The organism is Amycolatopsis keratiniphila subsp. keratiniphila, from assembly GCF_001620365.2.
GTDB classification, from domain to species: Bacteria; Actinomycetota; Actinomycetes; order Mycobacteriales; family Pseudonocardiaceae; genus Amycolatopsis; species Amycolatopsis keratiniphila.
The window spans coordinates 97499-110749 of sequence record NZ_LQMT02000007.1; the positions used below are offsets into that span (position 1 = coordinate 97499).

Here is a 13251-nt window from a genome sequence, read left to right on the forward strand (position 1 = left end):
TCGTGGAGCGGACCTGATCGAGAAACAGGGAGACCAGACGTGGCAGGTGAAGACGACATCTCCGGGTGAGCCGGAGTTGGCAGGCCACCGGCGTTGATGCCGATGTGGCCACTTTGTCGTCCCCTCTAAGCCACGTCCACCGCGGTGCTGCCTTGCGGCGCCCGCTGTCTTTCACGAGGTCATTTCCATGTCAGACGCCTTCGTCGTCGTGTCCGCCTTGTCGTTCGCCTGGCCGGACGACACCCAGGTCTTCGACGACCTGTCCTTCACCGTGCCCGGAGGCCGCACCGGCCTGGTCGCGCCGAACGGGGCGGGCAAGAGCACGCTTCTCAAACTGATCGCCGGCGAGCTTCGGCCGCTCTCCGGATCCGTCTCCGTCCAGGGAGTCCTTGGCTATCTGCCGCAGTCGCTGCCGCTCACCGCCGACCTGGACGTGGCCGAGGTGCTGGGCATCGCGCCGCAGCTCGCGGCGTTGAGCGCCATCGAGTCCGGTGACGCGAGCGACGAGCACTTCACCACCATCGGGACCGACTGGGACATCGAGGAGCGCACCCGCGCGCAACTCGACCGGCTCGGCCTCGACGGCATCTCGCTGGACCGGAGCCTGCGGACGTTGAGCGGCGGGCAGATCATCTCCCTCGGCCTGGCCGCCCAGCTGCTCAAACGGCCGGACGTCCTGCTGCTGGACGAACCGACCAACAACCTCGACCTCGACGCCCGCCGCAAGCTCTACGGCGTGCTCGAGGACTGGTCCGGCTGCCTTCTGCTGGTAAGTCACGACCGGGAATTGCTCGACCGGATGGACCGGATCGCCGAACTCGACCGCGGCGATCTCCGGTACCACGGCGGGAACTTCACTCAATACGAAGCGGCGGTCAAGGCCGAGCAGGAGGTCGCCGAACGCAACGTCCGCAGCGCCGAGCAAGAGGTCAAACGCGAGAAGCGGGAGATGCAGCAGGCGCGCGAACGGGCGGCGCGGCGCGCGGGCAACGCGGCACGCAACCTCGGCAACGCCGGTCTGCCGAAGATCTTCGCCGGCACCATGAAACGCAACGCCCAGGAGTCCGCCGGCAAGGCGAACGAGACGCACGCGGCCCGCGTCAGCGATGCGAAGAACCGTCTCGACGAGGCCGAACGCTCCCTTCGCGACGATCACAAGATCGCGTTGATCCTGCCGGGCACCAACGTCCCCGCCGGGCGCACGATGTTCCACGGCGAGCACATCCAAGTCCGCTACGGCGACCGGAACATCTTCGCGGGCGACGGCGTCGACCTGACGATCCGCGGCCCCGAGCGGATCGCGCTGACCGGCGGGAACGGTACGGGGAAGTCGACACTCCTGCGGGTGCTCAACGGCGACCTCGTCCCGGACAGCGGCGTGCTGAAGCGGTCGGAGGGCCGGATCGCGTACCTCTCCCAGCGGCTCGATCTGCTGGACCTCGACCGGACCATCGCCGAGAACTTCGCCACGTTCGCCCCGAGCCTCCCCGAGTCGCAGCGGATGACCCTCCTCGCCCGCTTCCTGTTTCGAGGCGCGCGAAGCCAGCTTCCCGTCGGCGTGCTCTCCGGCGGCGAGCGCCTGCGAGCCACGCTGGCCTGCGTCCTGTTCGCCGAACCCGCGCCGCAACTGCTCCTGCTGGACGAGCCGACCAACAATCTGGACCTGGTCAGCGTCGGACAGCTGGAGAGCGCGCTGGGGGCCTATCAGGGGGCTTTCGTGGTGGTGAGCCACGATGAGCGGTTCCTGAAGGAGATCAAGGTGGATCGGCGGGTTCGGTTGGCCGATGGGGCTCTTGTGGAGTCCTGATTCGGCGGCGGGTTGAGTGGCTCGGCAGTGGTAAGGACGGTTCTGACCAAGGGGGCCTTGGCTGCCTACCGGCTTCCGGTGCTGGAGGTGTGTCGCGAAAGCCACTTTCAGGACGTCTGACGTCGCGAAAGTGGCTTTCGCGACATGATCGCCAGTGCGGTATCGGGCCCGGCCGCGGTCGAGGTTGCGAAAGCCACTTTCGCAACGTTGAAGGTTGCGAAAGTGGCTTTCGCAACGTCGGCGGCGACGGCCGAGCGCTACCACCGCGCGACCGTAGGTACCTAAGACACCCTTGGCTAGAAATTCGTTACGTGTGGATATCAGGTCGTCCAACGCCCCAAAATCCACACAGTCCGTCGCCGACGCTCGACCGAATAGCGACAATCCCCCGCAGAAAAGAAAAGGTCCCGCTTCCGCTCAGCGAAGGCTGGGGGTTCCTGCGAGCAGGAAGCGGGAGTTTGTGGCCGGTACGGGGGCCGCCTCTCGGCGAGTGGCTCGACACGGCTCCGGCCGGACCGGTATTCCGTGAAGGCGAAGGGTGAGGCCCGGGGGCACCATCCGTACCGACACTCTCTACAACGCACCACCGCCGGAAATGTTCCCCGTCGGCGTGCCCGAATCGATGTGACCCGCGTCTACAACGAACAAAAAGACCCGCTCCCGCTCAGCGAAGGCCTGGGGGTTACCTGCGAGCGGAAGCGGGAGCAAAGGCCGATACGGTGGGCCGCCTCTCGGCGAAAGGCACGACATGGCTCCGGCCGGACCGGTATTCCATGAAGGCGAAGGGTGAGGCCCGGGGGCACCATCCGTACCGACACCCTCTACAACGCCACGCCCCCGAAAACGTTCCCCCCGAAAAGAGTGACGCGCGTCAACACACGAATGCGCTAACGCTCAGCAAGGCGGCGGAACCTGGGCGACGAGTTCCTCGGGAGCGGAAAGCCGCCACGCCTCGTAGACCAATTCGGTCAGCTCGTCGGATTCGATGCCGTCGAGGTAGACCACCACCCAGCCGAATCCCCCGGCCGTGAACTGCACCTCGAAGACGTCGGGCCGTTCGGCCACGAGGGCTTCCTGCTCCGAGAGGGTCTGCTTCAGGCCGACGGTCTGGGTCCGCGGCCAGTAGTAGCCGAACCGCTTCCCGCGCACGCTGAACGACTCCCACTCCTTCGCGTCGGAGCGCTCGACGTCGGCGAGCGTCTTCAGCATCCGGTGGAACTCGTCACTCGACACGCTCATCTGAACCCCAAACCCCAGGAACTCCGTCCGTCCCAGTCTAAACGGCCACTTCCTTTGAGGACGCGAGACGGCGATACGAAGCAGCGGTAGATTCGCCCGAGGAAGATCCACTCGATCCGGGGAGCTGCGTAATGGACCGACCCGTCACCGCGGCGGAACTGTTCGACGCCATCGGTTCCGACTACGAAGACGTCTTCGGGCGGGCCCCGGCGGTCGACCGGGCGGTGCGGCATCTGCTGAGCGCCCTGCCGCCGTCGTCGAGGGTGCTCGACATCGGCAGCGGCACCGGAAAACCGGTCGCCGAGGACCTGTCGTCCGCAGGCCATCGGGTGACCGGGCTCGACGTGTCGTCGGTGATGATCGACATCGCGCGCGAGCAGGTTCCGGCCGCCACGTTCGTGCACGCCGATGTGCGCGAGTGGACCTCGCCGCCCGAGACCTGGGAAGCCGTCTGCGCCTTCTTCCCGTTCCTCCAGATGCCCCGCAAGGACACCGAAGCCGTACTCGCCGACATCGCGCGCTGGCTGGTCCCGGGAGGTCTTTTCGCGCTGGTCACCGTTCCGAAGGACGCCGAGGACGCGCCGGCTGAGTTCTTCAGCCGCTCCTTCCTCGTGACCAGTTTCGCGCCGGACGACCTCGTCCGGCGGGTCGAGGCGGCCGGGCTGGAGGTCACCGGCACGCATTCCGAGGTCTTCACCGCCGACGAGCCGGGGACCCCGCCGGAGGAACACCTCCTGATCACCGCCCGGCGTCCGGCCTGATCATGCCGACCATCAGCGTGATCACCCCGGTCCATCCGCCGAGCCTGCCGTACTTGGCCGAGGCCTTCGAATCCCTCGCCGCGCAGGAACTCCCGCCGGGCTGGGCCTGGGAATGGCTGGTGCAGGAGGACGGCGAGACCGGGCTGCTCGACGGCGCCCTCCCCGCGGACGCACGGGTGCTGCCCGGCTCGGGCCGCCGGGGCGGCCCCGGGGTCGCGCGGATGATGGCCCTGTCCCGCTCCTCCGGGGAGCTGATCAAAGCCCTCGACGCGGACGACCTGTTGGCGCCCGGCGCACTCTCCCGGGACATCGCCGCGCTCTCGGACCCCGCGATCGACTGGACCACGTGCCGGGTCCTGGACCTCCTGCCGGACGGCACCACGACCGGCTTCGACAGCGACCCCGACGAGGGACCCATCGAGCGCGGAGCGATCCTGCGGCACTGGCAGCGCAACGGCTACGTGTCGTCGGTGGTGGCCGGGACCTTGTGCATCCGCCGCGAACTGCTGCTGGAGCTCGGCGGCTGGATGGCGCTGCCCGCGTCGGAGGACACCGGGCTGGTCCTCGCCGCCAACGCCTGCTCGGACGGCTACTTCATCGCCACGTGCGGCATGTTCTACCGCAAGTGGCCCGGACAGGTCACCAGGTCCGCGGCGCACAACGACGACGGCGAGCGGCTCGCGCGGATGAGGCTGATCGGGGAACGCGCCGAGGTCATGTCGGCAGGTCGACGATGTCGAGCAACGCCTTCGCGCACAGATCCCGGATCTCGTCCCGGGTCAGCCTCCGGTACTTGAGCCAGTCGAGGCAGACAGCCACGACGAAGGCCAGCCAACCGCGGACGAGCACCCGCAGGGCCTCCGGCGGCTCGCCGTCCGGGCACAGCACCTCGAGGATACGGCGGCCCTGTTCGGCGAAGTTGTTGTCCAGGACCTCGCGGACACCGTCGACGGCGATCGACGTGCCCGAGTGCAGCGCCCGGTACCCGTCCTCGTTGGCTTCGACGTAGCGGAGGTACGCGTCGAGGCCGGCCGTCAGCTGTTCTTCGACCGGCAGCGTGGGGTCGGACTTGGTCATCTCGAGCAGGCGTTCGCCCTGTGACCTGATGACCTCGGTGACGAAGTCCCGTTTCGTCGGGAAGTAGTGGTACAGCAGCCCCCGGGACACTTCGGCGATGTCCGCGACCTGCTCGATCCACACGTCGTCGTACGGCCGCTCCGCGAACAGGCGGGCACCGATCCGCAGCAGTTGTTCCCGCCGCTCGGCGGTGGTCAGCCTGCTGCGGGGCTTCCCGGAAGTACTCGGCGCCATCCGGGCATCGTACTTACTTGACACGGGTTCAGTAACAGGCCACGCTCGCTATTGGATGCCGGTTCAACAGCGCTCACCCTGGAGGGGCTCGATGGCCACCGCTCTCCCCCATCCCCCGCGACGGATTCCGCTGATCGGCGACGTGCTCGGCGTCTCGCCGAAGACGCCGGTCCAGGATTCGATGCGGCACGCGGCCGAGCTGGGCCCCGTCTTCGAGCGCAAGGTGTTCGGCCGCAGCATCGTGTTCGTCCACGGCGCCGGGATCGTCGCCGACCTCTCCGACGAGAAGCGGTTCGCGAAGCACGTCACCCCCGCGATCGCGAATCTCCGGCCGCTCGGCGGCGACGGGCTGTTCACCGCGCACAACGAAGAGGCGAACTGGCGGCGCGCGCACGAGATCCTCGCGCCCGCCTTCAGCCGCAACGCCATGCAGCGCTACCACCCCACGATGCTGGCGATCACCCGCGAACTGCTGGCGACGTGGGATAGGGGCGGCGAGGTCGACGTCGCGGACGACATGACCAAGCTGACGCTGGAGACCATCGGCCGGACGGGCTTCGGCTACAGCTTCTCGTCGTTCGAACGCGCCGAACCGCATCCGTTCGTCGCCGCGATGGTCCGCACGCTGCGGCACGCGCAGCGGACGGCGATCCAGCCGCCGGTCATCGGCCCGCTCTTGAGCCGGAAAGCCAACCAGCGCAACGAAGCAGACCTCGCGTTCCTGCACTCCGTCGTCGCCGACGTCATCGAGGCACGCCGGAACGATCCGAGTACCGAAGACCTGCTCGGGCTCATGCTGAACACCACGCAGCCGAGCACCGGCGCGGCGCTGGACGAGGACAACATCCGGCACCAGATCATCACCTTCCTGGTGGCGGGCCACGAAACCACGTCGGGCGCGCTGTCGTTCGCCCTGTACTACCTCGCCCGCAATCCGGACGTCCTTGCCCGCGCACGGTCCGAAGTGGACAAGGTCTGGGGCGAGAACCCGGATCCGTCCTACGAGGAGGTCGCCAAGCTCCGCTACGTCCGGCGGGTGCTCGACGAAGCACTCCGGCTCTGGCCGACGGCGCCCGCGTTCGCCCGCCAAGCCCAGGTGGACACCGTCGTCGGCGGCGAGTACCCGATGCGGAAGGGGCAGTGGGCCCTGGTCCTCATCCCGGCGCTGCACCGCGATCCCGTCTGGGGCGACGACCCCGAGTCCTTCGACCCGGATCGCTTCTCCCCGGAACGCAACCGTGCCCGTCCGGCACACGTCTACAAACCCTTCGGAACCGGCGAGCGCGCCTGCATCGGACGGCAGTTCGCCCTGCACGAGGCGACGCTGGTGCTCGGCATGCTGCTGAGCCGGTACGACCTGCGGAGCGACCCGTCCTATCGGCTGAAGGTGCAGGAGCTGCTCACTCTCAAGCCGGAAGGTTTCAAACTGAAGGTCTCGCTCCGCGATCGCGCGTCGGTGCCCGCCTGAGCGGTCACATCTCCGCTTCGGGATCCGTCAGCACGGTATGGAAACCCGAATCCCGAACCCCGCCCTGTCGAATCCCGCCACACTGAAGGCCCTGATCGCGTTGGCGGAGTCGACCGGCGACACCGGTGTCCCGAAGACCACGCACTACCTCATGCACGTCCGCGCGAGCCAGATCAACGGATGCAGCGGCTGTCTGGAGATGCACACCAAGGAGATGCGCAAGGCGGGCGAGTCCGACGAGCGGATCTTCACCGTGGCCGCGTGGCGTGACACGGCCTACTACACCGACGCCGAACGCGCGGCACTCGCGCTGACCGAGGCCCTCACCCGCATCGCGGACCGGGCCGACCCGGTCGACGACGCGGTCTGGGACGAGGCCGCTCGTCACTACGACGAAAAGCAGCTCTCGAGCCTGGTCCTCTCCATCGCCGCCATAAACACCTGGAACCGGCTCAACGTCGCCACCCGGCAGATCGCCGGCGCCGCCTGACCGGGCTATTCGGCCTGCCGCAGCTCCACACAGCACTCGGCCACGCCGGGAACGAGGGCCGCTTCCACGTTCCCGGCGCGGACGCCGTTCAGGAAACCGGCCAAGAAGGCCTGGTTGATCCCGCAGACCAGGTCCGGGGCCTTCGCGGCCAGCGGGTGGAACGGGCAATTCCGCAGCCGGACGCAGGTCCTGCTGTCCCGGCTCGGCTCGAAACCGTAGCGGCGAAGCATCCCTTCGGCCACGGTGAGCGCGCGTTCGGGACCGAGCCTGCCGGGCCGCGTCCGCGCGCGTTCCTCCTCGCCCGCCGCGAAGCCGCGCTCCCCCGCGACCCGGCGCACCGCTTCCCTCGCCGTCTCGCCGCTCTCTTCGGCGAGCACGGCCTCGGCGAGGATCCCCGCGAGGACTTCGTGCCGTCGCGCGGGAAGCTGCACCTGAATGGTGTCGTCGACGGGTTCGTAGACCTTCGGCCTGCGCCCCACCTTCACCACCGGGCCCGCCGCGAACCCGAATCTGAGCAGGCCGGCGTCCACGAGTTTGTCGAGATGGAAGGCGGCGAGCTTGCGGGAGATCCCCACCGCGGCCGCCGCCTCGTCCCGGGTGACCGGGCGCCGCGCGCGCCGCGCGTAGGCGTACATACCCCGGCGAAGGTCGTCGTCGAGAGCCGCCACCGCGGCGATGGCGGGGACGTCGAGGCCGTCCGGATCGGGCACTGTCACGTACACCACGATATCGCCTATCTCAACCGACGGAACACCTTGGATCACGGATCTACCATGTAAGATGAGCCCGCGGGTGGCAAAACACCCAAAAGTCTTGGTTAAATAACCACTGGGGATCACGTCCAGCCTAGGAGGCCCAATGTCCACTCCCGCCTTGCGCGTCGTGCATGAACCCGGGCCGGGGCCGGACTTGGTGGCCGCCGAGGCCGCGGCCGCCGATCTCCTCACCGCGCTGGGCATCCCGCTGGATTCTGAGAGCCTCCGCGGCACCCCGGGCCGGATGGCGCGCGCGTACGCCGAGCTGTTCACCCCTCGGCCGTTCGACCTCACGACCTTTCCCAACGACGAGGGCTACGACGAACTCGTCCTCGCCAGGGGAATCCCGGTCCGGTCCGTCTGCGAGCACCACTTGCTGCCGTTCGTCGGCGTCGCGCACGTGGGTTACCTGCCCGGCGACCGGATCCTCGGCCTGTCCAAGCTGGCGAGGATCGTCGAGCATTTCGCGTGCCGTCCGCAGGTTCAGGAGCGCCTGACGAAGCAGGTCGCGGACTGGCTCGAAGAGCAGCTCGAACCCCGTGGCGTCGGCGTGGTGATCGAGGCGGAGCACTCGTGCATGACGCTGCGCGGCGTCCAGGCCGTCGGGTCGAGCACCGTCACCTCCACCCTGCTCGGCACGCTCCGCGAAGACGCCCGCTCCCGGCAGGAGTTCTTCGCTCTCACCGGTATCAACGGCTGACAGCGGGCTCTTCCGCGTAGGCCGCGGAGACGACTTCACGGTCGAACACCCGCCAAGTGAGCGCGGAAACGAGCACCGCCACCACGAAACCGGCCCAGTACGGCGTCGTCAGCCCGAACTTCGACGCCACCGCCCCGCCGAGCAACGCGCCGACGCAATTGCCGCCCGCGATGATGAACAGGCTGGTGCTTCCGACCCGGCCGAGCATGTCGGGCGGGGTGAGCCGTTGCCGAAGGGAGCTGGCGACGATGCCCCACAACGCGCCGTGCACCCCGAACAGGAACAACGTCACCCCGACGACCGGCGCGTTCGTGCTCGTCGCCAGCACCAGATGCGTCGCGGCCTCGATCAGCAGCCCGATCCGCAACGTCCAGGTCGGTGTGCACCACGCGATCAGCCGGTCTCCGGTGACCGAGCCGAGCAGGCCGCCCACCGCCATGCAGGTGAAGAGCAGGCCGTATCCGACGGCACCCAGCTGGAGCCGCTCCTTCGCCAGCAACACCAGCACCGACGTGGCCGCGACGAGTGTCAGGTTCAGCATGCCGATCAGCCCGACCATGGTCCGCAGCAGACGCTGACCGGCCAGCCACCGGAATCCCTCGGCCACCTCCGACCGCATCGAACGACGCACGACAGGATAGTCGCCGGGCCGCGATCGATACGCACCGGCGATGAGGCCGAGCAGCAGGGCGCTGACCGCGTATGTGCCGGCGTTGACGTAGAACGGGATGCTCGCCGCGACGCCGAACAGGAATCCGCTCAGCGGACCGGAAAGCATGCCGTGGGCCAGCGTCGTTCCCGCGTACAGCCGCCCGTTCGCCCGCTCCAGCAACGACTTCGGAACGATGGCGGGCAGCATCGCCCCGCTCGCCGTCCGGAACACGACCTCACTCGCGTTGATCACGAAGAGGACCGAGTACAGCAGGGCGATGCCGACGTCCCCCGCCGTGATCGCGACGGCCAGCAACGCGACGGCGGGTACGCGGATCCAATCCAGGATGATCATCAGCTTCCGCCGGTCCACCCTGTCGACCAGCACCCCGCCCGGCAGCGCGAAGAGCAGCCAAGGCAACCACGCCACCGCGAATCCGCCCGAGACCACGAGCGGTTCGTCGGTGCGGGAAGCGATCAGCAGCGGCGCCGCCACCGTGGCGAGGCCACTGCCCAGCGCGGACGTCGTACTGGCCGCCCAGAGCTTCACGTATCTGCCGTCCAACCGCTCCCCAGTCATGAGATCGAACGTAGCGACCGGTGACCGAGCGGATGCGGAGTTTCACCCACAGCTGAGTAATCGCCCTCTAGACTGCCCTTCCGTTCGGCCTTGGGAGGGGACCACGGATGGTACTGGTGCGCGACGTCGATCCGGCGATCCTGCTGATCAACAAGTCGCCGGGCACGAAACCGGGACGGTATCTGCCCAGGGACATCGACCGGCAGCTCATCGAGGCGCTCTCGGCCACACCGTTCACTCTCGTCGTCTACGAGGTCTACTCGGGCGCACGGCGGTCGGCCTTGGAAGCTTTGACCGCGACACACGCCGGAGCAGAACTGCTGGTGGAGCCCGAGATCCACCAGCTCACCGCGGATGCGCACAACGGCCCGGCCGTGCTCTGGCTCGATCGAAATCTGCCTCAGACCCTGCTCAACGATTCAGCCGCGATCGGCGCATGGCTGAAGAAGGATCCCCAGCGGCGGCTTCTCGGTCTCGTCGGTGAAAGCCAGTATGACCACTCCGGCCTGCGCGCGGCGATCGATTCCCTCCGGCCCACCGTTGTCCGGGTCAATGGAGTCCTCTCCTCGCGGGAACGCATGCTCGCCGAACAAATGTTCCCAGGGGCGGGCCCCATCCTCACGATCGACGAGATCGCCGTAGCCTCGAATTCCGCCGGTGCCGAACACGCCGATCCGGACCCGTTCGCCGCCCACGTCGCCGATTACCGGCCCGATACCGACGACGGTGTCGACCGCCTCGGCATCGGCACCGACGTGCGCATGCTCGCCGATCTGGTGGTCTCCCGGATGATCACCCCTCCCCTGTCGATCGGCCTGTTCGGCAGCTGGGGTTCGGGCAAGAGCTTCTTCATGCGGCAGATGCAACTGCGCGTCCGCGAACTCGCCGATTCCGCGCGGGCGGCCGAAACCGAGGCGGGCGCGCACGGGAAGTCCGTCTCCTCCTACTGTTCGAGTGTCCGTCAGATCAGCTTCAACGCCTGGCACTACAGCGAAGCGAACCTTCTCGCCAGCCTCGCCACGCATATCTTCGACAACCTCGCCGCGAGCGGCGCCGAGAACGACCTTCAGCGCCAGGCCGACCTGCTCGCGGAGCGCCGCAAGACCGAGAAGACCCTGCTCGGCAGGCTCAGCGCGGTCCGGCTCGAACGCAGAACCCTGACGGCCCAGCAGAAACAAGCGAGCCGGAGGCGACGGAAACCGCGCGAGTACGTCCGCGCGGTCTTCGACAGCCTCACCGACGCGGACAAGGCGTGGATCGCCTCCAGGATCGGTGTCGACCGGCCGACCGCCGAAGACCTCGAACGGCTGGCACAGGAAACCGGCGGGCTGCGTTCGGACGTCGCCGAATTCTGGCGACGGCTCCGGCAGGACCCCGTCCCGCTGCTGGTCCTGATCGGCGGGCTGGTGACGGTACTGGTCGTCACGTTGCTCGTCGGCCGGTCGCAGGTGTCCGGCGTGCTCGGCGGGCTCACGGTGGTGAGTTCCGTGCTGACCGTCGTCCTGCGGATGCGCGCCAGTGCGGAACGGATCCACCAGGCGTTGGGCAAACTCGGCGGTCCGTCCGAAGAGGACGAAGAGACCGAGCGGCGCCTCGCCGAACTGGACGCGGAATCCGACCGGCTCGAGAAGGCGGTCGCCGAACTCGCGCCAGGGCTGGACCTCGTGTCGTTCGCCGAGTCCCGGGTCTCGGACTACGTCGAGCACCTGGGCGTGGTTTCCTTGCTGCGCAAGGATCTCGAAACCTTCGCGACGATGCTCGCCGAGGTGCCGCACGGTTCCGGCAAGATCGAGCGGACCGTGCTCTACATCGACGACCTCGATCGCTGCCCGCCCAAGGTCGTCGTCCAGGTCCTCGAAGCCATCCACCTCCTGCTGGCCTTGCCGGTGTTCGTCGTCGTGGTGGGGGTCGACTCCCGATGGCTCAAGAAGGCCGTCGAGCAGCATTACGAGCAGATGCTCGGCGACAACCCGGAAACCTTCGCCGAGAACTACCTCGAAAAGATCTTCCAGGTGCCGTTCACGTTGTCCCCCATGGACGATCCAGGGTTCGCGGGGCTCGTGCGCGGGCTCGCCGAAACCGAGGTCCCGGACTCCACCCCGGCGCCCGCACCCGCCGGAACGGGTCTGGCCACCGGCGACCGCCCTCCGGCGACGGTCGCTCCGCCTCCTCCCTCGGAAGAACCGGCACCGTCGTCCGAACAGTCCACAATAGACGTCCGCCCTCCTCGTCTGGTGATCTCTTCGGCCGAGCTGGACTTCCTGCCGACGCTGGCCCCGTTCATCCGGTCGCCGCGGGCCGCGAAGCGGCTCCTGAACCTGTATCGCCTGCTACGAGCGCGCTTTTCCGGAGAGGAACTGGCCGGATTCCTCGCCGACGGCGACCGCGAGGCACCGTTCCGCGCGGTGCTGGTGCTGCTCGCGGTCCACGTCGGGCATCCGGACGCCGTCCGATGGTTCACCAACCTCGACGGGACGGATCCCGGCGACAGCGCCCTCGAGGTCGTGTCGTCGATGAACGACCACGAACTGCGGCCGAAGCTCGAACGCGGCCTGTCCGGCGGCTCGTGGCCGCTCCTGGCCGGCTCCTATCAGCGCTGGCTGCCGTTGGTGAACCGGTTCTCGTTCGCCCGCGAACGCTCGATGTCGGGCCCGCGGTAGAGCCGCTCCGGGATCTTCGCCAGTGTCGACGGATGGACCTGCGGGCCGAGGCCGTAAAGCTTCTGGAAGCTCATGATCAGCGGACGCCAGCGGTCGGGATCGATGCGGTCCTCGGTGCCCGGCATCCGCACGTCGTCGTGGACGTGGACGCGCTGGACCCGCACCTCGAACACGAGCACGCCGCCGCGTTGTTTCGGATCGTCCTCGGCGAGGGGGTGCACGGCCTCGACGACGGCCTCCATCGTCACCGGGCATTCCGCGACGCGGGGCGGCCGGACCGTCTCCGAGCCGACCGGGGTGAGCCCGGCGCGGGCGAACTTGTCCGGTTCGTGCCGGTAGCCGCGTTCGTACTTGCGGGACGGGACCGGATCGGCTCCGGTGGTCAGCGCCAGCCGGTCGACGGCGGCCGCCAGCGCGTCGGAAGGGAGATTCAGAACACATTCACGATTGCGCATGAGATTCTGCGCGGTCTTGGATTTCGCGCCCAGCCCGAGCATGCCCCGCCAGCCGAGCCAGAACGCCGACGACATCGGGGCCAGGTTCGCGGTGCCCGCCTGGTCGGCCGTCGAAAGGAGCACCACCGGGGTGCCGAAGTAGAGGATTCCGGGCTCGATACGGGTGTGCGCGGCCTCGGCCGCCGTCGTGGAAACTGTCACGTTCGTCAGCTTCGCCGCCTCACGCACCGGAGGCTGGCGAGAATCGGACGTCGCGATCAACACCGTCGGCGGACGGCACAGCACCGTCCGAGCACTTACCCTCTTCCGAGACGGTTCCCTTGGGCGGACGCGAACCCGCGGTCGTTCGGAGTATTGCGTTCGGCCGATTGCTG

General features: G+C 68.2%; 12 protein-coding genes. 7 read left to right on the plus strand and 5 right to left on the minus strand.

Annotation, left to right across the window (positions count from 1 at the left end):
• Positions 1 to 187: 187 nt before the first annotated feature.
• Positions 188 to 1807: a ribosomal protection-like ABC-F family protein gene (abc-f, locus tag AVR91_RS04820; RefSeq protein WP_063270800.1), complete on the plus strand. Its 1620-nt coding sequence runs from the start codon at positions 188 to 190 to the stop codon at positions 1805 to 1807.
• An 894-nt stretch (positions 1808 to 2701) separates the two neighbouring features.
• On the opposite strand, the gene AVR91_RS04825 is transcribed toward abc-f, so the two are convergent.
• The gene (locus AVR91_RS04825; RefSeq protein WP_038512763.1) at positions 2702 to 3046 is read right to left on the minus strand and encodes an MmcQ/YjbR family DNA-binding protein; all 345 of its coding nucleotides are present in this window, start codon (positions 3044 to 3046) and stop codon (positions 2702 to 2704) included.
• 131 nt (positions 3047 to 3177) lie between these two features.
• On the opposite strand from AVR91_RS04825, the gene AVR91_RS04830 reads away from it, so the two are divergent.
• Both AVR91_RS04830 and AVR91_RS04835 read left to right on the plus strand, forming a co-directional pair.
• A complete protein-coding gene (locus AVR91_RS04830; RefSeq protein ID WP_063270801.1) occupies positions 3178 to 3807 on the plus strand; it encodes a class I SAM-dependent DNA methyltransferase in 630 nt (209 codons plus the stop codon).
• A gap of 2 nt (positions 3808 to 3809) precedes the next feature.
• Positions 3810 to 4604, plus strand: a complete 795-nt coding sequence (locus AVR91_RS04835) for a glycosyltransferase family 2 protein (protein WP_063270802.1) — start codon at positions 3810 to 3812, stop codon at positions 4602 to 4604.
• On the opposite strand, the gene AVR91_RS04840 is transcribed toward AVR91_RS04835, so the two are convergent.
• On the minus strand, positions 4522 to 5118 hold the full coding sequence (locus AVR91_RS04840) for a TetR/AcrR family transcriptional regulator (RefSeq protein ID WP_063270803.1): 597 nt from the start codon (positions 5116 to 5118) through the stop codon (positions 4522 to 4524). The genes AVR91_RS04835 and AVR91_RS04840 overlap by 83 nt on opposite strands.
• A gap of 91 nt (positions 5119 to 5209) precedes the next feature.
• Between AVR91_RS04840 and AVR91_RS04845 the strand changes: the two genes are divergently transcribed.
• Both AVR91_RS04845 and AVR91_RS04850 read left to right on the plus strand, forming a co-directional pair.
• Positions 5210 to 6586, plus strand: coding sequence for a cytochrome P450 (locus AVR91_RS04845; RefSeq protein WP_083737381.1), 1377 nt, complete (start codon positions 5210 to 5212; stop codon positions 6584 to 6586).
• A gap of 37 nt (positions 6587 to 6623) precedes the next feature.
• The gene (locus AVR91_RS04850; RefSeq protein ID WP_063270805.1) at positions 6624 to 7076 is read left to right on the plus strand and encodes a carboxymuconolactone decarboxylase family protein; all 453 of its coding nucleotides are present in this window, start codon (positions 6624 to 6626) and stop codon (positions 7074 to 7076) included.
• 5 nt (positions 7077 to 7081) lie between these two features.
• Here the strand turns inward: AVR91_RS04850 and AVR91_RS04855 are convergent, their stop codons facing one another.
• Positions 7082 to 7798, minus strand: coding sequence for a helix-turn-helix transcriptional regulator (locus AVR91_RS04855; RefSeq protein ID WP_083737383.1), 717 nt, complete (start codon positions 7796 to 7798; stop codon positions 7082 to 7084).
• A gap of 136 nt (positions 7799 to 7934) precedes the next feature.
• Between AVR91_RS04855 and folE the strand changes: the two genes are divergently transcribed.
• Positions 7935 to 8531 (plus strand): GTP cyclohydrolase I FolE, encoded by a 597-nt coding sequence (gene folE, locus AVR91_RS04860; protein ID WP_063270806.1) that lies wholly within the window; start codon positions 7935 to 7937, stop codon positions 8529 to 8531.
• On the opposite strand, the gene AVR91_RS04865 is transcribed toward folE, so the two are convergent.
• Positions 8521 to 9762, minus strand: a complete 1242-nt coding sequence (locus AVR91_RS04865; RefSeq protein ID WP_063270807.1) for an MFS transporter — start codon at positions 9760 to 9762, stop codon at positions 8521 to 8523. The genes folE and AVR91_RS04865 overlap by 11 nt on opposite strands.
• Before the next feature lie 107 nt (positions 9763 to 9869).
• On the opposite strand from AVR91_RS04865, the gene AVR91_RS04870 reads away from it, so the two are divergent.
• Positions 9870 to 12422 carry a P-loop NTPase fold protein gene (locus tag AVR91_RS04870; RefSeq protein WP_063270808.1) on the plus strand — a complete coding sequence of 851 codons (2553 nt, stop codon included), beginning with the start codon at positions 9870 to 9872 and terminating at the stop codon, positions 12420 to 12422.
• Here AVR91_RS04870 and AVR91_RS04875 read toward each other — a convergent pair.
• Positions 12353 to 13078 (minus strand): flavin reductase family protein, encoded by a 726-nt coding sequence (locus AVR91_RS04875; RefSeq protein WP_211282630.1) that lies wholly within the window; start codon positions 13076 to 13078, stop codon positions 12353 to 12355. The two genes, AVR91_RS04870 and AVR91_RS04875, sit on opposite strands and share 70 nt — an antisense overlap.
• Positions 13079 to 13251 lie beyond the last annotated feature (173 nt).